Below are 26999 nucleotides of genomic sequence, written 5' to 3'. Positions count from 1 at the left end.
ATAATGACATTGTTAAATAAAGAGCTAGAACTCGCGCACGAAATCGTTGAAGATTCAAATCCTACCAATAACACTGATTTTCAGACCATTATCAATCGTCGTCTGAATCGCCGTAGTATTTTAAAAGGCGGTACAGGATTGACGGCAGCCGCATTCTTTGGGGCGCTACCTTTGGTGGGTTGTAGCGATGATGATGACAACAGCCGTCCTATCGTAGAAAATGGCAATGATGCAGCCATTCCTGCTCAAGGTGACTTAAAACGCCCTGAAACGTTGAAGTTCAAAGCGGTAGCTCACTCAACTGCCGAGACAATGACGGTAGCAGACGGTTATAAAGCAGAAATCATATTGCCACTTGGCACACCACTGATGCCTGGGATTGAGGATTGGAAAGACAATCGTGAGCAATCAGCTGAGTCCTTTGAATGGCGCATGGGCGACAATCATGATGGGATGTGGTTTTTTGGCAAAAAAGGCAACGCATATGATGCCAAGGCCGCAGAAAGTGGTTTGCTGGTAATGAATCATGAATATGTGAACAGTGAAGAGTTAAGCCCATTTGGTTATTACGTCACTCAAGATAAAGATGCCGCGCCTTTATTTCAAAGCCGTCGTCTTGCCAGTGATATCCGCCGAGAGGTCAACTGTCACGGAGTAGCAGTGGTCGAGATGACCCGCCGTGCAGACGGCAAAGGCTATGAGATGGTACCAACGTCAAAATACAATCGCCGTATTACCAGCAGTACGACTTCGCAGTTGGCTGGCCCCGTGGCTGGATCTGATTTGGTAAAGACCAAGTTCGATCCAACAGGGTATCAAACTCGCGGTATCAACAATAACTGCGGCGCAGGGTTGTCACCTTGGGGCACATACCTCACCACAGAAGAAAACTTCTTAGGTGTGTTCGCACGTGGGCAAGATGCCAGTCAATTAAGCGCTGGACACAACTATGGTCGTGAGCGTTATGGGGCATCAGAAAACTCTCCAGGCTCCAGATATTTATGGCACACCCCTGACGCAAAAGACGCCATCATACCAGATGAGTTTTCACGCTGGGATATGACGGCAGTTGGGACAAATGCTACTGAAGATTACCGTAATGGCTTTAATACTTTTGGCTATATCACAGAGATTGATCCTTTTGACCCAAAATCTATGCCACAAAAGCGCACAGCGATGGGACGTTTTGCTCATGAAAACTGTGCCTATGCGCCCGTGGAACAAGGCAAGCCCGTCGTTTTTTATATGGGTGATGATGCCCGAGGCGAATATATCTATAAGTTTGTCTCAAAAGCTGTGTGGTCGAACAATGACATTGGTGGCGGCTTAAAAGCAGGCGATAAATATCTGAATGATGGCACACTATATGTGGCTATTTTCAATGAAGATGGCAGTGGTGAATGGAAAGCCTTGATTCATGGTCAAAATGGCTTGGATGCGTCTAATAGTGAGCTACCTTTTAGTGGACAAGATGAGGTATTGATTTTTGCCCGCGCAGCAGCTGATGTGGTTGGGGCCACTAAGATGGATCGACCTGAATGGGTGTCAGTCAGTCCGATGACAGGCGAGGTATATGTGACCTTGACCAATAACACCAATCGCGGCGTCAAAGATGACCAACCACTTTCTGCTTCTAATCCGCGCAGCTATAACGTTGATGGTAAACTCAGGGGTAATGAAAATGGTCATATCATTCGTTGGGCAGAAGCAGGCGGCGATCATACAGCGATGAGTTTTGAGTGGGATATTTATCTGTTTGCCACACCTTATGATCTGGCTGCAGAAAATTTGTCACAGTTAAATGATAGCAATGATTTGTCTTCTCCCGATGGTCTGTACTTCGACCCACGTGGCGTATTGTGGATTCAGACAGATGATGGCGCTTACACCGATACCACAAGCTGTATGTTGCTGGCAGCGTTGCCTGGTAAAGTCAGTGATGGAACCGCCATAACGACGTCGGCAGGACAACAAACACGAGTTGGAATGCCTGCTAGTAATGATAATATCAAACGTTTCTTTGTCGGTCCCGAAGGCTGCGAAGTGACAGGTATTACCATGACGCCAGACTTCAAAACCCTCTTTATCAATATCCAGCATCCAGGTAATAGTTGGGGAGCCATCGCAGGTGGTACGATTCCGCGCTCAGCCACGGTAATGATTACTCGTGATGATGGAGATGTTATCTTGGCAGAGTCCTTTGATACAGCAGAAAATGTGGCTTAAAAATCTAAGCGCTTAAAAATCCAAGCCCTTAAAAATCCAAGCGCTTATAAATAAGTGGCGAACGAAAAGAGTAGTCTTTGCTCAAACTACCAAAAATCCCAAGTTAAGGCTTGGGATTTTTTGTTTTTTGTGATTATCCCTTTGATAATAAACCACTTACCGATCAAATCATTCGCTTTTATTTCATGCGTTTAAAGGATAGTATAGGCAACTATTCTCTTCATTGAATGTGCCAACGTCATGAATGCTACGAGCAGTCCAGATTTATTCTATGATAACCGTACTAATCGAAATAGTAGTAACAGCGATGCCAACCTAGATATCGATGCGTATACGGATACAAGTCAGGCGTTTGAAACCCATTCAAATCCAGATACCAGCGTGCCTTTACACAGCGATTTGTACGAGCAAATCGACCAGTTAGAAGCCATTGATGTCGATGAGCTGCTTAAGTTACTGGCAGATGAAGGTGATGAGACAACCACCCAATATGTTACGTTGGCTGATTTTTTTGAAGGCTTGGCACAGCTTGCGACGATGGGGGTGGTTGAGATTACTGATATTGTGGAAGCCATCCACCGTGAAGTTATTTTACGCCCGTTGGGTCTTTTTAATGAAAAATATCTCAATAGCTGGCAGCGCGGTATCACTGGACGTATATACGGTACGATACGCCATATTGTACTATTGGTGGGCAATAATCTGGCTTCAGTGCTGCGCTTATACAAAAATAACGTGCGCCAAAAAACGGCACAGCCACTGCCTGATGCCTTAAAAAAATTGGTACATGTGCTCAATGGTGTCATGGGCGACCACCTTGTCACGCATAAAAATGTCCTTGCTGTGCCCATGAAGCTCTACGATAGAGAGGGTAAGCTGCAAACCAATACGCTATCAGGTCGTGTCACTATTTTATGCCATGGCCTGTGTATGAGTCATTTGAGCTGGCAATCACAAGACGACCATATTGGCTTGGGTGATGCTATCGCTAAGAGCCAGCCAGAGACGACGGTCTTATACCTTGATTACAATACAGGACGGCGTATCTCGCGTAGCGGTCGTCAGTTTTCGCAATTATTACAAGATCTCGTCGATGATAATCCCAATATCAGTCAGATAGATTTGGTTGGTCATAGCATGGGCGGTTTGGTTTCGCGCAGTGCGCTGTTTTATGCCGAGCAAGAGCATTTAGATTGGATCATACGCGTCGGTAATCTGATCACACTAGGCTCACCGCATCACGGTGCTGTGCTTGAGCGTATTGGCAATCATGTGCAAGACATCATTGCCAAGCTGCCGTTTGCAGGTTCACTTGCCAAGCTTGGAGATATGCGTAGTGCGGGTATTATTGATCTGCGTCATGGCAGTATCCGCGATGCTGACTGGAATGCACTAGAAGGTCGTAGTGTACTACCACAAGATTTTCGCCATCCTGCACGCTTGCCAAGTGGTATCAAAACTTATTTTGCCGCCAGTGCTTTGATTGAAACGCATTATGATTCTAAGATGACGAGCCTATTGGGTGATGGTTTGGTCTCAGTGGCATCAGCGCTTGGGGAAGATGATGTCGAGCACGCGTTATTTGTGCCAGATGGACACAAAGCGGTATTTTATGGCGTAAGTCACATGAACTTAATTAACAGTAGACGGGTTCGTGAGCAAGTAGTGGAGTGGCTCTTGGACAATGGTCATAGTGATTATGCAGACAGACCGCGAATATACTCTTATCCAAAAAGTTTGGCGTTGGTGTTATAGAGAAAATGTTGATTTAAATAACAAGTATTGATCATTACATAATAAAAACCCTCAAGCATCACACTTGAGGGTTTTTCAATATACGCATTAGCCTAAATTATTCTTACAAAACTACTCGGCGAATATCGCTGCCACATCATTTTTATCAAACTTATAGACTTCACCGCAGAATCCGCAGTCCATCTCAAACGTACCGCCTTGCTCTTCAACGATCTCAAGCGCTTCCGCTTCGCCGATTTGCTCGATTGCCATCTCGCATTTTTCGCGTGAGCAAGTACAACCAAAGGATAAAGGCACAGGGTCCGGCGCGACGACACTTTCTTCATGGTACAAGCGATACAAAATTTCGTTGGCATCAAGCGTGGTCAGCTCTTCTGCTTTAAGCGTTCGTGTCAACACACTCAGACGTATCCACAAATCATCATCAATACCAGCGTCTTCGTTTTGCTCAACTTCATACGTTTCTTCTGCCGTACGAGGTAACATCTGTACCAATATGCCACCTGCTTGTAAGCCATCAGAGGCCAAATTAATCAGCGTTGGAATCTGCGCCGATTGCTTCTGATAATGTGCCAAGCAATCTGCCAAATTGTCATGACTGCGCTCAACGATACCTTGGTAAGGCTCGCCACCTTCAGGTTGGATATTGATAAACAATACGCCCTGACCGGGTGCACCAAGCTCTGCAAATGCCTCTTTGGCGTGGGTCATGTTTTCCCACGCCTGCACTTGCTCGTCCGTCTCGCCCTTCCAGCTGGCAAGCGCGCGAATGATGCCGTCTTGATCGCATTCTGCCATCGCCCAATTGAGCAGGCTGTCGCTGTCTGATGATTGCAGCTGAATCGACAAGCGACCGTTTATTTTAACCGTACTGATAAGCAAACTTGCTGCCGTCAACATCTCGCCTAATAAGCGTTTGATGGCTTCAGGATAAGGCTTTTGAGAAATGGTGCTCGCGTAGCTTCGTGATAGGCGCACCACATCACCGCGCACTGGCGAATCCTCGATAAAGAAACGCTGACGTACGTCATTGTCGCTATGGTGGCCAGTGGCTTGGCTATCTGTGTTAGGGACTTGAGTATCTTGTGTCATAGGTCAATTATAGTATTAAGAAGTTGTTAGCTTTATGGGGATTCATCCTGATTTATCAATTGGCTTTTTTAGATTGAGTTACTGTTTTAAGTGATTTACACAGCACAAATAAGCGCATTTTCTTATAAATACTAGAGAGTATAAGACGCCATCAGACACACTTTATTTGAATATAGAAAGATAAATAGCGCACGAGCCACAAAATAATAGTCTCAATAAAAAAAACTTCCCTACACCTGTTAATTTGTTGTACAGTAACATTAAGTTGCATTGTGATAAATACTAGCAACAACCATAGGGATGCGTGGCAATAGGGTCGATGTCTACGACCTGTGTCGTCAAAGCACTCATTCAATATTGTGTAATGTGATAAAAGGATGTGTTTCATGAGCTATTTATTCTCCAAACCGTTGACGTTGGCTGCCTTTATGGCACTAGGCCTAGTGGGTTGTAATAACAGCAATCAGACTGCTACTGAGACAGCGCCAGCTGATGACGCCACAACAACAGAACCTGCAGCAAACACCAACGGCACGCTCCAAAAAATCAAAGATTCTGGCACTATCGTTGTTGGTCACCGTGACTCTTCTATTCCTTTTTCTTATATTGCTGATGATCCTAATCAACCTATCGGCTACGCGCATGATTTAGAAATGAAAGTGGTCGAAGCTGTTAAGCAAAAGCTTGATATGCCAGATCTAAAAATCCGCTATAACCTAATCACATCACAAACCCGTATTCCATTGGTACAAAATGGCACGGTAGATTTTGAGTGTGGTTCTACCACCAACAATGAAGAGCGCCAAAAACAGGTGGCATTCTCGAATGGTTTCTTCGAAATTGGTACGCGTCTACTGACCAGTAAAGATTCAGGCATTAAAGACTTTGCTGATTTAAAAGGCAAAACTTTGGTCACCACAGCCGGTACAACATCAGAGCGTTATATTCGTCAGTACAATGATGATAACAAAATGGATATGAATATCATCTCAGCAAAAGATCATGGCGAAGCATTCCTGATGCTAGAAAATGGCCGTGCCGATGCCTTTATGATGGATGATGTGCTATTGGCTGGCGAAAAAGCCAAAGCAAAAAATCCAGATCAGTGGGTTATCGTGGGTGAGCCGCAATCATTTGAGATCTATGGTTGTATGATGCGTAAAGATGATCCTGAATTCAAAGCAGTGGTCGATGAAGCGCTGAACAATGTCTTTAGCTCAGGCGAGATCAATAGTATCTATGATAAGTGGTTCTTAAACCCAGTCCCACCGAAAAACGTCAATCTAAACTTTGAGATGTCAGACAACTTAAAAGCGTTGATTGCCAATCCTCATGACGGTGCTCAGCCAAAAGCTGCGACCGCGCAATAATTTTTTGTCTTTCACTATAGCGTCGCTTACGTATTTGCCTGACATCATTGTCAAGCTGATACGTGAGCTTTTTAATCGTTGCTCGGAGAGACAATCATGAATTATAGCTGGAACTGGGGTGTGCTCTTTGAGCAAACTGGCATCGGTAATGAGCTGTATATCCACTGGATAATTACCGGTCTTGGCTGGTTGTTGTTGATTGGCAGTATCGCATGGGCTATCGCCATGGTTGTGGGTACCATCTTTGGCATCATGCGTACCTTACCCAACAAGACAGCTCGTGCAATCGGTACGGCTTATGTGACATTTTTTCGTAATATTCCCTTGCTCGTTCAACTGTTTTTTTGGTTTTATATTGCCCCTGGATGGCTTACACCTGCGATTCAAGATTGGTGGTATAAAGACTTATCGCCAAATACATCAGCTATGTTATCGGCGAGTATTGGTCTTGGTTTGTTTACTGCTGCTCGTATTGTCGAACAGGTGCGTACTGGTATCGAATCATTGCCGAAAGGACAGGTCAATGCCGCTTATGCACTTGGCTTTAATGTCTCACAAGTTTATAAAGAAGTGTTATTACCGCAAGCCTTTCGTATTATTTTGCCGCCGCTTAGCTCTGAGTTGACCAACTGCTTTAAAAACGCGTCCGTTGCGTCGCTGGTTGGGGTTATGGAGCTGATCAGTCAAACCAAAACCATCAGTGAATATACTCAAAATAGTATTGAGATCTATACGTACGCGACAATTATCTATTTGGTATTCAATCTGTCTTTGATTGCAATTATGGGTTTCATTGAACGTAAACTGCGCGTACCTGGACTGATTGCAGGAGGTCGCAAATGAATATGATGACCGAATTGGCAACCGCTTATCCCGGCCTGATGGGCGGCATGATGACCACCTTGAAAGTGCTGGTGTTGGCCATTATTGGTGGTATCAGTTTAGGAACAATACTGGCATTGATGCGTTTGTCTGGTATCAAAGCCCTTGAGATACCTGCAAAATTGTACGTCAACTATTTCCGTTCAGTGCCGCTGCTGCTGGTGTTGCTCTGGTTTTATTTTGCCGTACCGATGATTTATTTTTGGATAGCTGGCAAATATCTGCAACTTGATGCCGCTTTTGCGTCTTGTGTGGTGGCCTTTATGATGTTTGAGGCTGCTTACTTCTCAGAAGTGGTACGAGCAGGTATTCAGTCGATTGGTAGCGGGCAGGTCAATGCTGCAAAAGCGCTTGGCATGACTTATGGTCAGACCATGCGTCTGGTAATTTTGCCACAAGCGTTTCGAAAAATGCTGCCATTGATTTTGCAGCAATGTATTATTTTATTCCAAGACACGACACTGGTATTTGCCATTGGCTTGACAGATTTTTTCCGTGCAGCCTATGTCCGCGGCGAATTAATGGGACTGCTCACGCCTTATATCTTAGGCGCTGGCGCGATTTACTTCATCATCAGTTTGAGTGCGTCTATTGGCGTACAGCAGCTACAAAAACGGTTAAGATTTTAAGACCGTTTTTGTACCAGCTTTTTCGTGTTAACACTTTTATTGAGTAGCGACTATCAATAACAATTATCAAAAATAATGTGGTTAGGAGCCAGTGATGAGTAATGCTGATACGTATATAAACGCTTTTGGTGGACTGGTCACCAATAATGGTCATGCGAGTGACGAGATAGTCATTCAAATGAGTGAAGTCAGCAAATGGTATGGCGATTTCCAAGTACTAAAAGACTGTACCGCCCACGTTCATAAGGGCGATGTGGTGGTTGTTTGCGGCCCATCGGGTAGTGGTAAATCCACTCTGATCAAGACAGCCAACGGATTGGAACCTTTTCAAAAAGGTAAAATCATGGTCAATGGCATCTCTGTCGGTGACCCAAAAACCAATTTGCCTCAATTGCGTAGCCGCGTTGGGATGGTGTTTCAGCACTTTGAGTTGTTTCCGCATCTGACCATTATCGATAATTTGACAGTGGCGCAGATCAAGGTGTTGGGACGCAAAGAGTCTGAAGCCAAGCAAAAAGCAATGGCGTATCTAGATCGCGTTGGTCTGACGGTACAAGCCGCCAAATATCCAGCCGAGCTGTCTGGTGGCCAGCAGCAACGTGTGGCAATCGCTCGTGCGCTTGCGATGGATCCGGTGGCAATGCTGTTTGACGAACCAACGTCGGCGCTTGACCCTGAGATGATTCAGGAAGTACTTGATGTCATGGTGGAGCTGACTCGTGATGGCATGACCATGATGTGTGTGACGCACGAGATGGGTTTTGCCAGTCAGGTAGCCAACCGAATCATCTTTATGGATGAGGGCAATATCGTCGAAAACTGTAGTAAAGATGAGTTCTTTGAAGGTGCAAAAAGTGAGCGTGCGCAAATGTTCTTATCGAAAATTCTCAACCATTAATAACTTGCGTTATGGTCAGTCCTAAACAAAAAGGGTCACACATTATTACGTGCGACTGACACGCGCTACTGAAACAAATTTTTCTTGCTTGCTGTGCCTTCGCAGACAGAGGCGACGCAAAATTTATTTCAGTAGCGCTTTTTGCATTTTATAGTGGATTATCTATATGTTGATATTTGCAGTGTCTATTTAACTTATCTATGAGCTGTCTAATAAAAAGCGTCTATTTATAGGCGCTTTTTTGTGTGATTGACTATTTGCAATTAGTACATGTAACTGTTGAGGTGAGTGAATGTCTGTTTACTGGTACAATGGCTGCCATGATTTTTGATAATTAAAATAATCCCTTATTGATACTGGAGCTACTATGAACGCAGAAACCCTATCGGTAACATCATCAGACAATGGTGTCGTCATTATCGGAGCAGGCTTGGCAGGTTGGCATGTTATCGATGCCATTCGTGCAAAAGACAAAGAGATTCCAATCACGTTGGTCACGACTGACAGTGGCGATCGTTATCATAAACCCATGCTTACGATGGCAATTAGCCAAAACAAACGCGCCTCAGACTTGGTACGCGCAACTGGCACTGATGCGGCAGAGGCGGCGCAAGTCACATTACTGGCCAATACTCATGTTGTCGATATTGATCCTGTGGCGCAAACCATACAGCTTGATACGACCGATTCGACAGGCGCACCGACCTCTCTTGGCTATGATAAAATGGTGCTGGCAATGGGTGCCCATCCCATTTTCCCAAAAAGCTTACCAGAGGATTTGGTCTGGCACGTCAACCATATTGAGCGCTTTGGGCAGCTGCAAGAAAAGCTTGCGACTGGTAGTCAGCATGTGGCCATTGTAGGCGCTGGCATGGTCGGTACTGAGATTGCCGAAGACTTACTCAAGGCAGGTCATCAGGTAACCTTAATTGACCTAAATGACGCGCCACTCTCGCAAATGCTTCCAGCAAAAGCGACGGCTCGTATCGCCAAAGCGGTGCAATCACAGGGCATTAACTTTTTGGGTGGTTATCAGGTGTCTGGCGTTCGTCGTATTAATGATGGCGATGAGGCTCATGAGAGTATCGGTAAGCTACAAGTCAGCTATGAGCCGATAGCATCATCCTCAGACGGCAATAATGACTCATCGTCTCAAACAGTGGTAGTTGACCATGTGATTGCCAGTACTGGTTTGACCGTTGATGATAAATTACCAACCGCTGCAGGCGTTGAGTTCGATCGCCGTACCGGTATCGTGGTTGATGCACCCACATTACGTACCCATGCCGACAATATTTATGCCATTGGCGATTGCATGTCGATCAATGGGGTTGCTTGTCGCTACGTCGCACCATTGCGTGCGCAGGCGGCGACTATTGCTGATGATATCTTAGGTCTAGAACATGGTGGCTATGATCATAAACCGCCCATGATACGCCTAAAAAACAAGGCTATCTCTGTCATGGCAACGGGTGTACCGCAGGCGAATGGCAATTGGCAAATTAAGAGCGAAAGCGATGATGAGCTAGTCATGGAATTGTTTGACGATAATAATGAGGTTAGCGCCACCGTGACTATCAAAGCACCAGCAACACCCAGCGCGTAAAGGCAGTCATCATATCCAAAAGCATGAAGCTCAATAAGGCAGCTGTTTGATCGTCGTCTCTCACGACTAAGCCAGTCATACTGAAATAGTATGACTGGCTTTTTTGTGTCAAATATTCGTCATGTTTTTATGGTATCTTTAATGAACGCTATAATTTAACCCCTCAATTAAATGATACATTTTGTATTGCTATTATTGACAGTCTTTCGTTTATGGCGGTATAGTAATTGACGTTATGTAAGAGCTGTTCAAGGAAGAGTGATTTATTTTAAGCTATTGATAAGTACCATAAAAGTAAAACGAAAGGACTCGTTATGACTCAAACCCCTGATTTTGAAAACATCCTCAATACTATCCCTAGTATTAATATGGGCGCGCGCTCAGCCAATGCCCCGCTTACTCAAAGTTATGATAAAGGCCCTGATGTACCGCTGATTGAAGCGACCATTGGCGACTTTTTTGACGCTATTGTCTTTAAATATCCTGAGCGTGAAGCACTGGTGTCATGCCATCAAAATATTCGTTGGACCTATCGAGAGCTACAACAACAAGTCAATCAATTGGCCAGCAGCATGATTGAGATGGGACTTGAGATTGGCGATCGTATTGGCATTTGGTCACATAACAATGCTGAATGGCTATTGATGCAACTTGCGACTGCCAAAGTCGGCGTTATCTTAGTCAATATCAATCCTGCCTATCGTACCTTTGAGCTGCAATACGCGCTGAATAAACTGGGCTGTTCGGCGCTAGTGCTCATGCGCCATTTCAAAAGCAGTGATTATGCCAGCTTGATTCGAGAGCTGTGCCCTGAGATTTATCATAAAGATTATACGCAGCTTGATTTGGTTGAGATTCCAACGATTGAGCGCATTATTTGGATTGATGAGCCAGACAGCGACGAAGAATTCGGCTTTATGCAAAAGTTCTCGGTGTGGATGCGTGAAGGCGATGCCAACGATCCAAGAGTGGCAGCGCGTCAAGCACAGCTTAAAAACACCGACGCTATTAATGTGCAGTTTACCAGTGGGACGACGGGTACGCCAAAAGGGGCAACGCTCAGCCATCGTAATATTTTAAATAACGGTTATTTTATCGGTGAGGCCATGAATCTCACTGAAGAAGACAGACTCTGCATCCCCGTTCCTTTATATCATTGTTTTGGTATGGTACTTGGTAATCTCGCCATTCTCACGCATGGTGGCTGCATCGTTTATCCAAACGACGGTTTTGAGCCGTTATCTGTCTTGCAAGCAGTCGAAAACGAAAAATGCACGGGCTTGCATGGTGTGCCAACGATGTTTATTGCCGAACTTGATCATCCTGAATTTGATAATTTTGATTTATCGACCTTGCGCACAGGCATCATGGCAGGTTCTAGCTGTCCGATAGAAGTCATGCGCCGCGTCATCGATAAGATGCACATGAGCGAGGTGACGATCGCTTATGGCATGACCGAGACCAGTCCAGTGTCTTGTCAGACTAACGAACACACGCCACTTGAGAAGCAAGTATCGACTGTTGGATTGGTGCAGCCAGCGCTTGAGGTAAAAGTCGTCGATACCGAGACAGGTGAGATAGTGCCACTTGGCGAGACAGGCGAGCTACTCACCCGAGGGTATTCTGTGATGAAGGGCTATTGGGGCAGTCGTTTTAAGACGCGCGAGGCCATTAAAGATGGCTGGATGCTGACAGGGGATTTGGCAACGATGGACGAAGAGGGTTATGTCAAAATCGTTGGTCGTAGCAAAGACATGGTCATTCGCGGCGGAGAAAATATCTATCCAGTAGAAATTGAAAACTATCTATACCGTCATCCCAAAATTCGTGACGTACAAATCGTTGGCGTACCGGACAAGCGTTATGGCGAAGTATTGGCGGCATGGATTATTGCAAAAGAGCCGGACAGTCTGACCGAGGAAGAAGTGCGTCAATTCTGTCGTGAGCACATTGCCCATTATAAAGTGCCTACCTACTATCGATTCGTGACGGAATATCCCATGACCATCACGGGCAAGATTCAGAAATATAAAATCATTGAGCAAATGAAAGAAGAGTTGGGTTTGTCGTAAGCTTACTCCTACTTATCAACGCTAAAACACTAAAGATGAACTATGTGAGTAATACTTAAAAATAGCAGTTGGCGTCATTCATACAAAAAGCCACTCGCATTTACGTATCTATGTATCAAAGAAAAAGGGATATCATGAGCACTATTATCACCAGTAAACTGAGTCCAAATGCTACTGAATTTCAGCAAAACAGTGCTGCCATGCAAGCGATCGTTGACGACTTATATGTGCACCTGCGCAAAGTTGCTCAGGGCGGATCAGAACGTGCACGCGCCAAACATCTATCGCGCGGTAAGCTGCTACCACGCGAGCGAGTTGAGCGTTTGCTCGATGTGGGCACGCCGTTTTTGGAGGTTGCGCCAATGGCAGCGCACGACATGTATGGTGAAGATATCCCAGCGGCAGGCGTCATTGCCGGTATTGGCCGTATCAATGGCGTCGAGTGTATGATCGTCTGTAATGATGCCACGGTAAAAGGCGGCACTTATTACCCCATGACCGTCAAAAAGCATCTACGCGCGCAAGAAATCGCGCAAGAAAATCATTTGCCTTGCGTGTATTTAGTCGATTCGGGCGGTGCCAATTTGCCCAATCAAGATGACGTGTTCCCTGATAAGGAACATTTTGGCCGTATCTTTTTTAATCAAGCCAATCTCAGTGCCGCAGGTATTCCACAGATTGCGGTGGTGATGGGTAGCTGTACGGCTGGCGGGGCGTATGTGCCAGCGATGAGTGATGAGTCCATTATTGTCAAAGACCAAGGAACTATCTTTTTGGGTGGGCCGCCACTGGTCAAAGCTGCCACAGGTGAAGAGGTTACAGCAGAAGATCTAGGCGGCGGTGATGTCCATACTCGTCTGTCGGGCGTGGTCGATCATTTGGCACAAAACGATACGCATGCCTTATCGATTGCTCGTAATATTGTTAGCCACTTGAATCGTCCTGCCAAAAACATACCGAATCAAATCACGCCGCGTCCACCGCGTTTCGATGCCAAAGAGCTGTACGGTATCATTCCCACAGACAAGCGCAAGCCATTTGATATCAGAGAAATCATCGCCCGTATCGTTGATGATAGCGCTTTTGATGAATTCAAAGCACGCTTTGGGACAACCTTAGTCTGTGGCTTTGCCCATATTGAAGGTATGCCAGTCGGCATTATTGCCAACAACGGCATCTTATTCAGTGAGTCTGCCCAAAAGGGCACGCACTTTATTGAGCTGTGTTGCAAACGCAAAATTCCTTTAATCTTTTTACAAAATATCACAGGCTTTATGGTCGGTCGCAAATACGAAAACGAAGGCATTGCGCGTCATGGTGCCAAAATGGTCATGGCAGTTGCCAACGCCAAAGTGCCAAAATTCACCGTTATCGTCGGTGGCTCGTTTGGGGCTGGCAACTATGGTATGTGTGGTCGTGCTTATAGTCCGCGTTTCTTATGGATGTGGCCAAATGCTCGTATCTCTGTGATGGGCGGCGAGCAAGCAGCGTCGGTGTTGGCAACGGTCAAACGTGATAACTTCGATCGTAAAGGCGAGGCGTGGAGTGACGAGGACGAAGCTGCCTTTAAAGCACCGATTCGTGAGATGTACGAAAAACAAGGTCATCCCTATTATGCCACCGCGCGTCTTTGGGACGATGGGGTGATTGACCCTGCTGACACACGTCATGTACTGGCGTTAGGACTAAGCGCGGCGTATAACGCCCCGATAGAAGAGACGACTTTTGGTGTTTTTAGAATGTAGCTGTGTAAAGGCTTGCTTAAAAATCACGATTGGCAATGTCAGTGATTAAGCTTATCCGTCATCAAGAAGTCAAAATTTACGCTTATAGTGGCGTGTGGTCGACAGATAGGGCTGAGCAACAGAATCTCTTAGCCCTAGGATTTTATCAAAATACAATAACAGCGCGAAAAAAAGAGAGAGTTATGCAAAAAGAGACAAATAATTATAAAAGTTTACTAGTTACTATCGAGCAGCACGTGGCTACCGTGAAGTTGAATCGTCCTGAGATACGTAACGCCTTTAATGATGACATGATTAGCGAGTTGACTGAGGTGTTTACTCATTTGGGTGCTAATGATGAGGTGCGAGTCATTGTATTAGCGGCGGCTGGCAAGGTGTTTTGTGCCGGTGCCGATCTGAATTGGATGCGCGCGATGGCAGATTACAGCCATGAAGAGAACTTAGCAGATGCGGACAAATTGGCGCAAATGCTTAAGACCATTTATCAATGTCCTAAACCCACGATTGCAGCCATTCAAGGTGATGTTTATGCCGGTGGCATGGGCTTGGTCGCCGTCTGTGATATCGCCATCGCGGTTAAGATTGCAAACTTCTGTCTTAGCGAAGTGCGTTTAGGACTCGCGCCTGCTACTATCAGCCCTTATGTCATCAGAGCGATGGGCGCTAGAGCCGCGCAGCGTTATTTCTTGAGCGCCGAAGTATTCGATGCCAAAAAAGCGCGTCAGCTTGGTTTTATCCATGAGCGTGTGAGTGAAGAATGGCTAAAAGATGAAGTGGCGACGCTGTGTGCCAAAATAGTCAAAAACAGTCCCGATGCGGTCAAAACCTGCAAAAACCTATTGCATGACATAGCAGGCGCGCCTATCACGGATGACTTGATTGCGGATACTGTCAAAGGAATTGCTGATATCCGCGCATCAACACAAGGTAAGGAAGGCGTACAAGCGTTTTTGCAAAAGCGTAAGCCTGATTGGTTGACAGTACCTGAATAACCAGTATCTGAATAACAAACTGGACAATAAAAAGTTTAAAACAGGTAGGTGTGACCATGCGCCGCTACGCTTAGTATCTATAATCAATAAAAATGACAAGACACAGGGATCGTTATGTTTTCTAAAATTCTAATCGCCAATCGTGGTGAAATTGCTTGCCGAGTGGCTGCCACTGCCAAGCGTCTGGGTATTCAAACCGTCGCTGTGTATTCTGATGCAGACCGCAGCGCCAAACATGTGGCGGTCTGTGATGAGGCTATCTATTTAGGCGGCTCAGCACCCAAAGACAGCTACCTTAAAGGCGATGCCATCATTGCGATTGCTAAGGAAACGGGTGCTGAGGCCATTCATCCTGGTTATGGATTTTTAAGCGAAAATGCCGACTTCGCTCAGGCTTGCCAAGATGCCAGCTTGATCTTTATCGGGCCATCTGCTGATGCCATTCGTGCGATGGGCGGTAAGTCTGAATCCAAGCGTTTGATGGAAGCTGCTGGTGTGCCTTTGATACCCGGCTATCATGGTGACAATCAAGATGCCGCGTTTTTGCGAGCGCAAGCGGACAGTATTGGTTATCCTGTCTTGATTAAAGCAAGCGCTGGTGGCGGCGGTAAAGGCATGCGCATCGTTGAGCAAAGCCATGATTTTATTGATTTGCTAGATTCTTGTCGCCGTGAAGCCATTACCAGCTTTGGTAACGATCAAGTATTGGTCGAAAAATATGCTTTAAAGCCACGCCATATTGAAATCCAAGTATTTGGTGATACGCATGGCAATTATGTGCATCTGTTTGAGCGTGATTGCTCTGTGCAGCGTCGCCATCAAAAAGTGCTAGAAGAAGCGCCAGCACCGGGAGTTGATGCGGCCATGCGTGAAGCGATGGGAACAGCGGCAATTGAAGCAGCACGTGCGGTAGATTACGTGGGTGCAGGTACGGTTGAATTCATCGTTGAGCAGCGTGAAGACTCTATGAATTTTTATTTCATGGAGATGAATACGCGCTTGCAAGTAGAGCACCCTGTTAGTGAAGCCATTACGGGAGTCGATTTGGTTGAGTGGCAATTATTGGTCGCATCAGGTCAGCCTTTGCCCAAAACACAAGACGAGCTGGTCATCAAGGGTCATGCGATTGAAGCCCGTATCTGCGCTGAAAACCCTGACAATAACTTTTTGCCAGCGACGGGTACATTATTTACTTATCAAAAACCAGATCATAGCACCTTTGCCTTTAATAAAAGCGGCGCTGACGTGCGTATCGATGATGGGGTACGCGAGGGTGATGTTATCAGTCCGTTCTACGACTCTATGATTGCCAAGCTGATTGTTCATGCACCCACACGTGCGCAAGCGCTGGCTAAGCTTGATCGCGCATTGGCGCAGACGCGTATCGTTGGCCTGCCAAACAACGTGGCATTTTTACGCCATATTTTAAATACTGATTCGTTCAGCAAAGCCAATCTGGATACCGCACTGATTGAGCGTGAGCATGACGTACTTTTTGATCAGCATCCTGTGAGTTTATCGACGTTGGTAGTGACGGCGATTGCGCAGCAGCTTGCCAGTGAAGCCGCAATGCAAAAGACAAACAACGATCCATTTAGTAAAGCGACAGGCTTTCGTGCTTATAGCGATTATAGCCGCTCATTTAGCCTAATCTACAATGAACAGTCATACCTTGCTCGTATCAGCAACTGGCATAATGCGGACTGCGCAGATAGCAAAAAAGGCACAAAAGCGCTCAGTAGTTTCGATCTTACCATTGAGAAAACCAATATCGACAGCAATATAGATACTCAAACCATAAGTACAGAGGTGTCAGGAAACCCTATCTACAAAGGGCAAGTAAGCTATGACAGCCGTGATGCTCACACTCATACCTTATGGTTAGAGGATACTCGCATCAGTGCGCAGAGCTGGGTGAATCATGAGACGGTTCATGTGTTTACAGATGGTGGCCGTGATGAGATCACACTGATTGATATCATGGCGCATGTGGGTGAGGAGACGGCAGCCGTTGGCAGCTTAAAATCACCGATGCCGGGACAAGTAGTTGCTTTTAAAGTCGCAGTTGGAGATGCGGTTAAAAAAGGCGAACCGCTTGCCGTCATCGAAGCCATGAAAATCGAACACACCATCACCGCACCGACAGATGGCATGGTGGCAGAGCTGTTATTTGTAGCGGGCGATTTGGTCGCCGATGGCGATGAATTGTTGCGCATCGACAATGGTAGTGATAGTAGCGACAGTCAGTAAAAAGGATGAAAAAATGAATATCTCGTACCCAGATCATGTTTCAATCGTCGATGTTAGCCCACGTGATGGCTTACAAAACGAATCCATGACCGTGCCGACAGCCGTCAAACAAGCATTGATTACTGACTTGATTAACGCTGGCATCAAAAAGCTTGAAGCGACCAGTTTTGTGTCGCCAAAGTGGGTGCCACAAATGAGCGACAATAGCGCGCTTTTAGAAGCGCTGGCGCCTAGCAGACAGTCAGATATATGTTATTCAGTACTGGTGCCTAACATGCGCGGTTTTGACAATGCCATCGTACATCGTCCTGATGAAATCGTGATTTTTGGCTCAGCCAGTGAAACCTTTAGCCAAAAAAACATCAACTGTAGTATCGATGAAAGCATTGAGCGTTTTGCGCCCGTTGCTGCTGCGGCAAAGGCTCAAGGCATCAAAGTACGTGGCGTCATCTCTTGTACGGTCGGTTGTCCTTATGAAGGCGAGATTGATCCGAGCCAAGTGGCGTATGTGACCAAACGCTTAGTTGAGATTGGTTCAGAGCAAATCGGTATTGCTGATACGATTGGTGTTGGTACACCGCTCAAGGTGCAGCGAGCGTTACAAGCAGCCCTTGAGTATACTGATATTGCGATGTTGTCTGGGCACTTTCATGATACTTACGGTCAGGCACTCAGTAATACCTTAGCCGCGTTACAAATGGGCGTCAGTGAGTTTGATACATCCGTCGCTGGACTGGGCGGCTGTCCATATGCCAAAGGTGCCACAGGTAACGTTGCGACCGAAGATGTGGTGTATATGCTACATGGCATGGGTATCAGTACGGGAATTGATTTGGAAAAATTGGTAATCGCGGGCGAGCGTATCAGTGCATTCTTAGGTCGCATTAATGGCTCAAACGTCGCCCGTGCTTTAATCAATAAGCGTCAGTCTTAATCATAATTATTCTCAATTATATTTATCATAAAAGGAATACAGTGCTGCTAGAATAAATTTTTGTCGCCTCTGTCTGCGGAGGCGCAGCAAGCAAGAAAAATTATACTAGCAGTACATCATGATAAAGGTACTTCTCCTATTATAATCGCTTATAAACTAGGCAAATAAAGATTAAAGTTTCAAAAATAAAATATCAAAAAACAAGGAATGGTTATGAGTTTACCCGGATTGAATTTTCAACTTGGCGAAGATATTGATGCATTACGTGACGTCGTCCAGCAGTTTGCCGCCAATGAAATTGCGCCGCGTGCCAGTGAGATTGATAGTAGTGATGAGTTTCCAATGGATCTGTGGCAAAAAATGGGCGATTTAGGTCTACATGGCATTACGGTGCCTGAAGAGTATGGCGGCTCCAACATGGGTTATGTCGCCCACATGGTCGCAATGGAAGAGATCAGCCGTGCATCGGCATCTGTCGCTTTGAGCTATGGCGCGCATTCTAACTTGTGTATCAATCAGATCAAACGTAATGGCTCTGAGGCACAAAAACAAAAATATTTACCAAAGCTCATCAGTGGCGAGTTCATCGGTGCGCTGGCGATGAGTGAAACGGGCGCAGGCTCTGATGTCGTCAGTATGAAGCTCAAAGCCGAAGAAAAAGACGGCAGCTACATATTGAACGGCAGCAAAATGTGGATCACCAACGGCCCTGATGCTGATGTGATGGTGGTCTATGCCAAGACCAATCCTGAGCTTGGTGCCAAAGGCATGACCGCCTTTATTGTCGAAAAAGGCATGGAAGGCTTTGGTACCGCGCAAAAGCTAGACAAGCTCGGCATGCGCGGTAGCCATACAGGTGAGATGACCTTTAACAACGTTGAAGTCCCAAGTGAAAACATTTTGGGCGGTCTCAATGAAGGCGTCAAGGTACTCATGAGTGGGCTAGATTATGAGCGTGCCGTATTGGCCGCAGGTCCTATCGGCATCATGCAAGCGGTCATGGACAATGTCGTTCCTTATATCCACGACCGTAAGCAGTTCGGTCAAGCGATTGGAGAGTTCCAGCTTATCCAAGGCAAAGTCGCCGACATGTATACTATCCTGCAAGCAGGTCGCAGCTTTTTATACACCGTGGGTAAAAATCTCGATATGTTGGATGCGCGAGGTGCCGGTCATAGTAGAGAAGTGCGCAAAGACTGTGCTAGCGTGATTTTATGGTGTGCCGAAAAAGCCACATGGATGGCAGGTGAGGGCATTCAGATATTTGGTGGTAATGGCTACACCAATGAGTATCCGCTTGGACGTTTTTGGCGTGATGCCAAACTGTATGAGATTGGTGCAGGCACCAGTGAGATTCGCCGTATGCTGGTCGGTCGTGAGCTGTTTAACGAGACCAAGTAACCTGAGCTATAAAATATATCCAACTTTTATAAACCAAAAAAGCAGTACGCCTCACACGTACTGCTTTTTTTATTTTCAATATAAAAGTATCTGTTAAGTATTACGACTGCTTGGTATGATCAAAATAACGCGCCAGCCCATTTAACAATAGATCATCACGCAATCGTACTGGGCGATTGATGTGCTGGGCAATGATAGATGCATCACCGCCGGTCATAATCAGCTCAAAGTTTGGATGACGATGGCTGGTCTCATTGATGGCACCAACAATCGATAAGAGTATTCCGCGATGGACTGCATCCTGTGTGGTCATCCCTTGACCGACGCTATCAAACGTGCCATTAGAGATGGTGATTTGCTTGGTACCTGAAAACAACGACTCACGTTGCAGGTAGATACTGGGGAAGATATAACCGCCCAAATGCTCCGCATGATCAATCAAATCGATCGTCACTGCGGTGCCACAACCGATGATACATTGGCGTTTTTTCTTATCGACGGCGCCCAGCATTTGTAGCCAGCGATCACAGCCCAGCTGCTTATCATTATAGGCACTTTTCATCAGTGGGTGTGCTGCATCGACGTGGACAAATTCAAACGGCGTATTGAGACGGCCTAACGTATCTGACACCTTCATATTCAAATCGTCACCCAGCACAGAGGAGATGCCAATAAAATCAGGGGCATAACGCTCAAAGCGATCGGTCAGACCCATCAGCAATTCAGCAGGGGCTTGCAGATGCTGTTTGGCATCATGCGCCACTATCTGCCCAATGTCATCAGTGAGCCAATATTTAAGACGAGTGTTCCCAAGATCAAGCCAGAGCATAAAAATCCCTTTATATAGTGACGCCATGATCAATAGATACGTGGCTCACGTGAGTGCTCATGAAATAGGTGGTTTAAACCTGATGAATAACGTCGATGCGTCCGGTAAAAAGCGCAGAAATCTTACCGTCATCTTGGCGTAATTGCAAACACCCATGTGTATCAATACCGCAAGCAAAACCAGTCACGGTTTGTGCTTCATTACTATGGTCTTGAGTGACGCGTAAGCGCAGACCGGCCAGCGCATCCATCGAACTAAATTGCTCCAAAAAACTGTCTAAATAATAGGTGTGACCAGTGGGTTTCTCTAATGCCAGATGTTCAAAGCGTGTCATCGCTGCCATCAATGTCTTGCTCATCTGCTGATAAAGCACACGCAAGCTCGGTAGCGTCACCGCGTTTGGGGGTAAGCACTCGCAGATATCTTGCAAGCTCATAGCCTTATAACTCATTCCCTCAGACGTTTGTGCTGTCAGTTTGGGCGCAGCTTTGACATTGAGACCGATGCCCATCACGACGCCCACCAGTTTGCCAGATTGCGTGACGGGCTCTATTAAAATCCCTGCTAGCTTATTAAAAGGGAGTGTTTGTCCGGTGGGTTTAGAGTCACCCAGAGTGGATTGATCTTGCTGTCGAGAGTGGTTTTGAGGCTTATCAGAAAGTTGATAAAAGCCCAAATCATTGGCCCATTTTACACCAATGGTCGCCAAGCCTTGTGCGCGCAATTGCTCATTTAGCGTTTGAATAACGGGCATTTTTGCCAGCTCAAGCCCAATGATTAAAGACAGCAGCCCACTGATTGGCATGGGCATTGGATGATATAAAGACAGATAGACATTACCATGTGGTGATTGCCATGAGCGTCCGTGCTGACCACGACCTGAGCTTTGCGTTTCTGCGGTCAATAGATGCATTTTGGTCGTGTCTAATGCACCAGTTTGCAGAGCATCGATAAGCTCGCTGTTGGTCGAGCCGCTGATTACAAGATGTCGGTGGTTAAGCTCTGGCAAATGATCAAGCGTAAGTGACTCGGGTACGGATAAACAGTGAGATTGAGGGGCAGATAATGGCATAAATTTGGTCGATGTGATGGCAGTAATATAGGGAAACTTTGGTATACTGAGCGGTTGTCAAATTGTCATGAGTGAACAGTATAAAGTAGATAGCATAAAGGTCAGGTTACCATTTGGCAAATATAAATCATCTTGAGCGCGCGCCAGTGGTTGTGATAAAAATCTTGGTAAAAACTTCAAAATTAAACTGGAATCATTATTGGTATGAAAGCGACAGAAAAATATCGCCGTGTTTTTGGTTCAATGAGCCATTTAAAAGAGTCTATGCCATGGACGATGGGGCTATCTAACATAGTAGAGTTTTTGGTGTGGGAGCCGCAGCGGATTCTTGGTGTGAGCAAAAAACAATATGTACGCCAAATCATTGAATGGGCAACGGCGCCTGAGCTAAAAGATAAAGAGGTGGAAGAAATAGAGAGCATCGTCAGTAAAAAACTGAATCATAAAATGAGTGAGTCTGAGCAATTAGAGACGTATTCAAAGCAGACGATGGGTATTTGCAGTGCTCGCGAAGCCGTACGCCGAATCACGTTTTTTTCTGAAGAGTATCTGAATAAAGAGCTCGATATTTTTTTAAGTCTGTGCAGCGACAACTATTTAGATCAGTTTTACGGACAATTTATGCGCTTTGAGCAAGGTGCTTCGTGGTCGACTCATGGTAATAGCGGGATTTTTGAAGCGAGTACCGAGCTAAAAGCCATGTATATGGACAACTTGGCCTATAACCATCAATCGAATCTACTGGTCGCCAATGAATTAAAATTCAACGGCAGAAAAAACCCCGATCAACTCCTCAAGTATTGCTTGATGTACGAGCACTTGCTCGAAAAAGGTTTTATCGATAAAGGTGCCAAGTTTTTATTGTTATTTATTGGTGGTAGCGCGTTAGAGAGCAATAAGCAATGCTTGGTAGACCGAGAGCTTGCGCTATGCCACAAAAGACCCAAAAAATATCAGTATTTATTAAGACAAGAGCTGCTAGATATCGTTGATTGTTTAGAAGTGGCCAGTATCACGTGGCAGTCGTTGATTGAATTTAACAATTGCTATTTAGCAGAAAATAGTCTCTGCCAAGTCGAGCAAAAACTGCTGCAAGGATTCAATCAAAGCCTTCAATCAAAGTCGTTTATGCACTTATCACGTTAACTCTAAAAACTCACGACAATTTCAGGTAGAATAGCCGCCTGTTTTCGCTAAGTTTATTGATCCTTCATGCGTTTAAAATCTCTAAAACTGGCAGGATTCAAATCCTTTGCCAACCCAACGACTTTCACTTTCCGTCACGGTATCACGGCCATTGTCGGGCCAAACGGCTGCGGCAAATCCAACGTGATTGATGCCATTCGCTGGGTGCTGGGTGAAACTTCTGCCAAGCAGCTACGTGGCGGCGCGATGAGTGATGTCATCTTTGCGGGTACGCAAGACAAGGCAGCCAAAAGTGTGGCCAGCGTTGAGTTGACCTTTGAGCACACGCAAGATGAGCAAAACGGCATTCGTCATGAGTTCAATCTCTATCAAGAGCTGTCTGTCCGTCGTCAGGTAAACTTGGAAGGACGCTCAGATTACTTCATCAACGGGACGCGCTGTCGCCGCCGTGATGTGGTCGATGTGTTTTTGGGTACTGGACTTGGCGCGCGCAGTTACGCGGTCATTGAGCAAGGTATGATTGGGCGTATTGTGGAGTCCAGTCCCATGCAGCTACGCGAGTTTATTGAAGAGGCGGCAGGGGTGTCGCGTTATCAAGCGCGCCGTGAAGAGACACAAAAAAAGCTAGAGAGAACGCAAGAAAACTTAGCCCGTCTGCACGATATGCAAAGCGAGCTGGTACGCCAACAAAAAACACTGTCTAAGCAAGCAGCCAATGCCCAGCGCTATGAAGAGATTGCGTTGACGCTTGCCGATATTAAGCAGCAACTCTCCATTCAGCAGCTCTATCAAGCCAAACATAACCAGCAGCAGCAAAAACTTACTCATGAGCGTAGCGCTGCCGACGTTACCACCTTACAAGCCAGCTATGAGGCGCTAAAAGCCAAACAAGATAAGCTTGCTGCGCACATAAACCAAGAGCAATGGCTAAAGGACGACGCGCAAAGTGCGCATTATGAGCAGCAGCTCGCTCATCAAAAAGTCGAGCATCAACTAAGCGATGTAACCTCACAGCTGACAGCTATTGAGCAGCAATTGGTAAGTTTGGATCAGCAGCGCGCGCAGACGTTGAGTGAGATAGATCGATTAACCGCTGAGCAAATGGAGCAACAAACGACGGTAGTAGCTTTGCGTCCTCAGCTGATAGAGCTGACAGAAAAACGCGACACACATAAGCGTAATGAGCAACCATTGCAGCGTGCTTGGCATGAAGCGCAACACCAATTAAACCGCTTGCAAGACAATGCGCGTGCGCTTGAGCAGCAGCAAGCGATTAACGCCCAATCACAAAAACGCTATCAGCAAAGTTATGATAAATGGCAACGCCGTCAGGCAAATTGGCAACAGTTATGGCAGCAGCTGCAACAGTCTGTCTCACCATCGGATAAGGCTCAGGCACAAGATCAGTCAAATGCTCAAGTTTTGAGCCAGACATTAGAGACGCAAGTTAGTGAGTTAAACAAACGATTGGAGCAGATTGAGCGACAACAAGACAGCGTTGATGAGCGTCTGTCTGAATTGCAACCACAAGCACACCACTTACTGCAAACCTTGAAAGTACAGCAGCGCGAATTGAGTGAGCATGAAAAGCGTCATGCATTATTGGCAGGTGAGTACGATACGCTGCATCAAATACTGCATCCCAAACCAGTACCAAGCGCTCAGCAAAAAGCCATACCAACGACGGAGTCAACAACCAAGGTTGCTAATCGTGCTGCTGGTCGTTATAGCGAACTAGACATAACCACAGTACGTGAGCAGATTGAGCTGAGCGCCACAGGGCAAGCGTATGCATCGCTGCTTGATAGCATATTGTCGCTATGGTTAGACAGTCATGTGCTTATCACTCATAAGACTCATCACTCAAGTGTTAATCATGATAACGATTATTCTCAACAAGCGGATAGTTTATGGCAGGCGCTCACGCCTCATATGAGCGACTTGCTGACGTATCAAGTGGCACAAAGTCAGAATGCTGATACAAAAGGTAAGTCAACATTGGAAACCGGTCATAGCTTATGGCTAGAGACTGCTAAGCAAAGTGAAGATAGTGCGCGTCAAGTAGACACGTTGATCAATCCATTGCCCGAGACATTACCAAAAGCACTGGCTGACAAATTATGGCCTTTATCCCAATTGATTGTGCAGCCCAGCTTGGCGCTGTTTCAGCACTGTTATTTGTATACCGCATCGATTGAGTCAGATGACGAGCAAGCATATGACGCGCTAGTAGCGGTCTTAAAAGCGCTACCAGCGTCCGCCATTTTGCTCACTGCTGACGGATGGATAGTCAGTCGTCAAGGAACCATCAACCTTAGCAAATTTGCTGGCACACAAGAGGGAAGTAATAGTCAGTTCTTAACCCAGCGTTTGCAGCAGCGTACCCGTTTGCAAGCGTTAGAAGAATTGCTTAATGAGCTTGAAGTAACGATAGAAGATCAAACAAAAGCCATTGCCAAAAACCAGCGTGATCAAGATGCTTTGAGCATCCATGTAGAAGAAGCGCGTGCACAATCAGCTGAGCTAACCCGTGATAAACATCAATATCAGCAGCAGCTTACTACCCAGCAAGCCAGTCTTGAGCGCCTACAAGCGGACAGTAAGCGTCTCATTAGCGACAAAGTGGCTCTCGAACAAGAGCAGCAAGAGTTGATGCAAGAGCAGCAAACACTCCATCATGAGCAGCAGCATATTGACAGCGAGATTGCAGCGCTGACACCCAAGATACTAGAGGCACGAGTAACCAGTCAGCAATTACAAGCTGAGCGCAGTGAGCTTGCGCGCGCGCGTCAAGCAGACGAGGATACGTGGCAAGCGTTGCAGCTACGTATTCAGCAAAGCGAGATACGTTTGGAGCATAGCGCCAGCAGTCTGGTGCGGGCGACCGAGCAATATGATAAGTCGCTACAAAGTGAACACGCGCTAAAATCAAGTTATGAGCAGCAGCAACATAAATTGCCCGCCTTACAAGCGGCATTGCAAACCACACAGACTGCGCGTGATGAGCAGCAAGCCATATTGGTAGAGCGCGAAACGGCACTGGCAGCGCTTAAGACAGAGTATGCTCAGCAACAAACGCAGTTAGAGACGGCGCAAGATACACTGCAAAATCAGCAAAGCGCACTTGCACAGCACGCCACCGAATTGGCGTTGAGTGCAGCGCGTTTAGAAGATATCAGTCACCAAACGCAGAACGCGCTCACTGCATTTTATGAGGCAAGTAATAAGTATAAAGCGGCGTCAAACTTGCAGCCGCCGCAACGAATGAGTGTTTCAAATTTACTGGCGGATTTCATCGCGCATGATCGCCGTGTGCGTCCAGACAAGATTATGGAGCTTGAAAAAGAACGAACCAAGCTTGAACAGCAATTAGGTAAAATTGGCGCAGTCAATCTGGCGGCTGTGGCAGAGCTGGCAGAGGTTAACGAGCGCCTAGGGCCGCTTAAGCAGCAGACCACAGATATTGCAGCAAGTATGGAGACTTTGACCCAAGCGATTGCGTCGATTGATGAGACGACTAAGACGCTGTTTATGCAAACGCTCGATGCGGTCAATCAAGAGCTGGCCAATTTGTTTGCCAAAGTCTTTGGCGGCGGACAAGCAAGCTTAACGTTGAGCGTTGATGACATGCCAGCCAACATTCCTGCGGACAAACACAAAGCAGAGCAGTGGCGAGCAGGGCTGACACTCATGGCTCAGCCAAAAGGTAAGCGCAACAGTCGTCTGGCGGTGCTATCGGGCGGTGAAAAAACCCTGACCGCGCTGAGTTTAATTTTTGCGATTTTTAAGCAACATCCTGCGCCATTCTGCGTGCTCGATGAAGTCGATGCGCCACTTGATGATGCCAACGTCGCCCGCTTTACCAGTTTGATTCATGAGTTGGCCGACGATTTGCAATTTATCTTTATCAGTCACAATAAGCTGACGATGCAGATTGCCCATGAATTAAAAGGCGTCACCATGCCAAGCGCTGGTATTTCCACTTTGGTCAGCGTGTCGCTTGATGAAGCCGAACGCTATATTTCTGAATAAAAGCAATAAATATAGTCGATTCTAAATAAAACAGAACCATTATAGTTCGACGCGGAACTGGTATGAAT

At 46.2% G+C, this 26999-nt stretch carries 18 protein-coding genes; 15 read left to right on the top strand and 3 right to left on the bottom strand.

What is annotated here, in order from left to right:
• The first annotated feature begins 3 nt into the window (after nt 1-3).
• Together CIK80_RS05400 and CIK80_RS05395 are read left to right on the top strand one after the other, a co-directional pair.
• On the top strand, nt 4-2226 hold the full coding sequence (locus CIK80_RS05400; RefSeq protein WP_095569134.1) for a PhoX family phosphatase: 2223 nt from the start codon (nt 4-6) through the stop codon (nt 2224-2226).
• A 240-nt stretch (nt 2227-2466) separates the two neighbouring features.
• Nucleotides 2467-3981 (top strand): alpha/beta fold hydrolase, encoded by a 1515-nt coding sequence (locus tag CIK80_RS05395; RefSeq protein WP_095569133.1) that lies wholly within the window; start codon nt 2467-2469, stop codon nt 3979-3981.
• A 111-nt stretch (nt 3982-4092) separates the two neighbouring features.
• On the opposite strand, the gene CIK80_RS05390 is transcribed toward CIK80_RS05395, so the two are convergent.
• Entirely contained in the window at nt 4093-5073 is a 981-nt protein-coding gene (locus CIK80_RS05390) for an Hsp33 family molecular chaperone HslO (RefSeq protein ID WP_095569132.1), read from the bottom strand.
• A gap of 386 nt (nt 5074-5459) precedes the next feature.
• On the opposite strand from CIK80_RS05390, the gene CIK80_RS05385 reads away from it, so the two are divergent.
• The 11 genes from CIK80_RS05385 to CIK80_RS05335 all read left to right on the top strand — a co-directional run bounded on the left by CIK80_RS05385 (nt 5460) and on the right by CIK80_RS05335 (nt 19852).
• On the top strand, nt 5460-6443 hold the full coding sequence (locus CIK80_RS05385) for a glutamate/aspartate ABC transporter substrate-binding protein (RefSeq protein ID WP_095569131.1): 984 nt from the start codon (nt 5460-5462) through the stop codon (nt 6441-6443).
• Between the two features lie 96 nt (nt 6444-6539).
• The gene (locus tag CIK80_RS05380; RefSeq protein WP_062843778.1) at nt 6540-7286 is read left to right on the top strand and encodes an amino acid ABC transporter permease; all 747 of its coding nucleotides are present in this window, start codon (nt 6540-6542) and stop codon (nt 7284-7286) included.
• Nucleotides 7283-7954, top strand: coding sequence for an ABC transporter permease subunit (locus CIK80_RS05375; protein WP_062843779.1), 672 nt, complete (start codon nt 7283-7285; stop codon nt 7952-7954). The genes CIK80_RS05380 and CIK80_RS05375 overlap by 4 nt, the downstream gene beginning before the upstream one ends.
• A gap of 178 nt (nt 7955-8132) precedes the next feature.
• A complete protein-coding gene (locus tag CIK80_RS05370) occupies nt 8133-8852 on the top strand; it encodes an amino acid ABC transporter ATP-binding protein (RefSeq protein ID WP_062845812.1) in 720 nt (239 codons plus the stop codon).
• A 367-nt stretch (nt 8853-9219) separates the two neighbouring features.
• Nucleotides 9220-10458: an FAD-dependent oxidoreductase gene (locus CIK80_RS05365; protein WP_095569130.1), complete on the top strand. Its 1239-nt coding sequence runs from the start codon at nt 9220-9222 to the stop codon at nt 10456-10458.
• A 314-nt stretch (nt 10459-10772) separates the two neighbouring features.
• Nucleotides 10773-12530 carry an AMP-binding protein gene (locus CIK80_RS05360; protein ID WP_095569129.1) on the top strand — a complete coding sequence of 586 codons (1758 nt, stop codon included), beginning with the start codon at nt 10773-10775 and terminating at the stop codon, nt 12528-12530.
• Nucleotides 12531-12664: 134 nt separating this feature from the next.
• Complete coding sequence (locus CIK80_RS05355; RefSeq protein WP_095569128.1) at nt 12665-14275, top strand: carboxyl transferase domain-containing protein; 1611 nt, start codon at nt 12665-12667, stop codon at nt 14273-14275.
• Between the two features lie 182 nt (nt 14276-14457).
• A complete protein-coding gene (locus tag CIK80_RS05350) occupies nt 14458-15267 on the top strand; it encodes an enoyl-CoA hydratase/isomerase family protein (protein WP_095569536.1) in 810 nt (269 codons plus the stop codon).
• A gap of 114 nt (nt 15268-15381) precedes the next feature.
• The gene (locus tag CIK80_RS05345; RefSeq protein WP_095569127.1) at nt 15382-17517 is read left to right on the top strand and encodes an acetyl/propionyl/methylcrotonyl-CoA carboxylase subunit alpha; all 2136 of its coding nucleotides are present in this window, start codon (nt 15382-15384) and stop codon (nt 17515-17517) included.
• Between the two features lie 13 nt (nt 17518-17530).
• Nucleotides 17531-18451: a hydroxymethylglutaryl-CoA lyase gene (locus CIK80_RS05340; protein ID WP_095569126.1), complete on the top strand. Its 921-nt coding sequence runs from the start codon at nt 17531-17533 to the stop codon at nt 18449-18451.
• A 213-nt stretch (nt 18452-18664) separates the two neighbouring features.
• Nucleotides 18665-19852 (top strand): isovaleryl-CoA dehydrogenase, encoded by a 1188-nt coding sequence (locus CIK80_RS05335; protein ID WP_095569125.1) that lies wholly within the window; start codon nt 18665-18667, stop codon nt 19850-19852.
• A gap of 100 nt (nt 19853-19952) precedes the next feature.
• Here CIK80_RS05335 and CIK80_RS05330 read toward each other — a convergent pair whose 3' ends face one another.
• Nucleotides 19953-20681 carry a pantothenate kinase gene (locus CIK80_RS05330; RefSeq protein WP_095569124.1) on the bottom strand — a complete coding sequence of 243 codons (729 nt, stop codon included), beginning with the start codon at nt 20679-20681 and terminating at the stop codon, nt 19953-19955.
• Nucleotides 20682-20754: 73 nt separating this feature from the next.
• Nucleotides 20755-21753, bottom strand: coding sequence for a biotin--[acetyl-CoA-carboxylase] ligase (locus tag CIK80_RS05325; protein ID WP_095569123.1), 999 nt, complete (start codon nt 21751-21753; stop codon nt 20755-20757).
• Nucleotides 21754-21957: 204 nt separating this feature from the next.
• Here CIK80_RS05325 and CIK80_RS05320 point away from each other — a divergent pair, with 204 nt between their 5' ends.
• Nucleotides 21958-22899, top strand: a complete 942-nt coding sequence (locus tag CIK80_RS05320) for a hypothetical protein (RefSeq protein ID WP_095569122.1) — start codon at nt 21958-21960, stop codon at nt 22897-22899.
• A gap of 66 nt (nt 22900-22965) precedes the next feature.
• Nucleotides 22966-26931: an AAA family ATPase gene (locus tag CIK80_RS05315; protein WP_095569121.1), complete on the top strand. Its 3966-nt coding sequence runs from the start codon at nt 22966-22968 to the stop codon at nt 26929-26931.
• Nucleotides 26932-26999 lie beyond the last annotated feature (68 nt).

This window comes from Psychrobacter sp. JB193, assembly GCF_002285555.1.
In the GTDB taxonomy this organism is placed as follows: Bacteria; Pseudomonadota; Gammaproteobacteria; order Pseudomonadales; family Moraxellaceae; genus Psychrobacter; species Psychrobacter alimentarius.
This window is presented reverse-complemented; position numbering and strand designations above follow the sequence as displayed.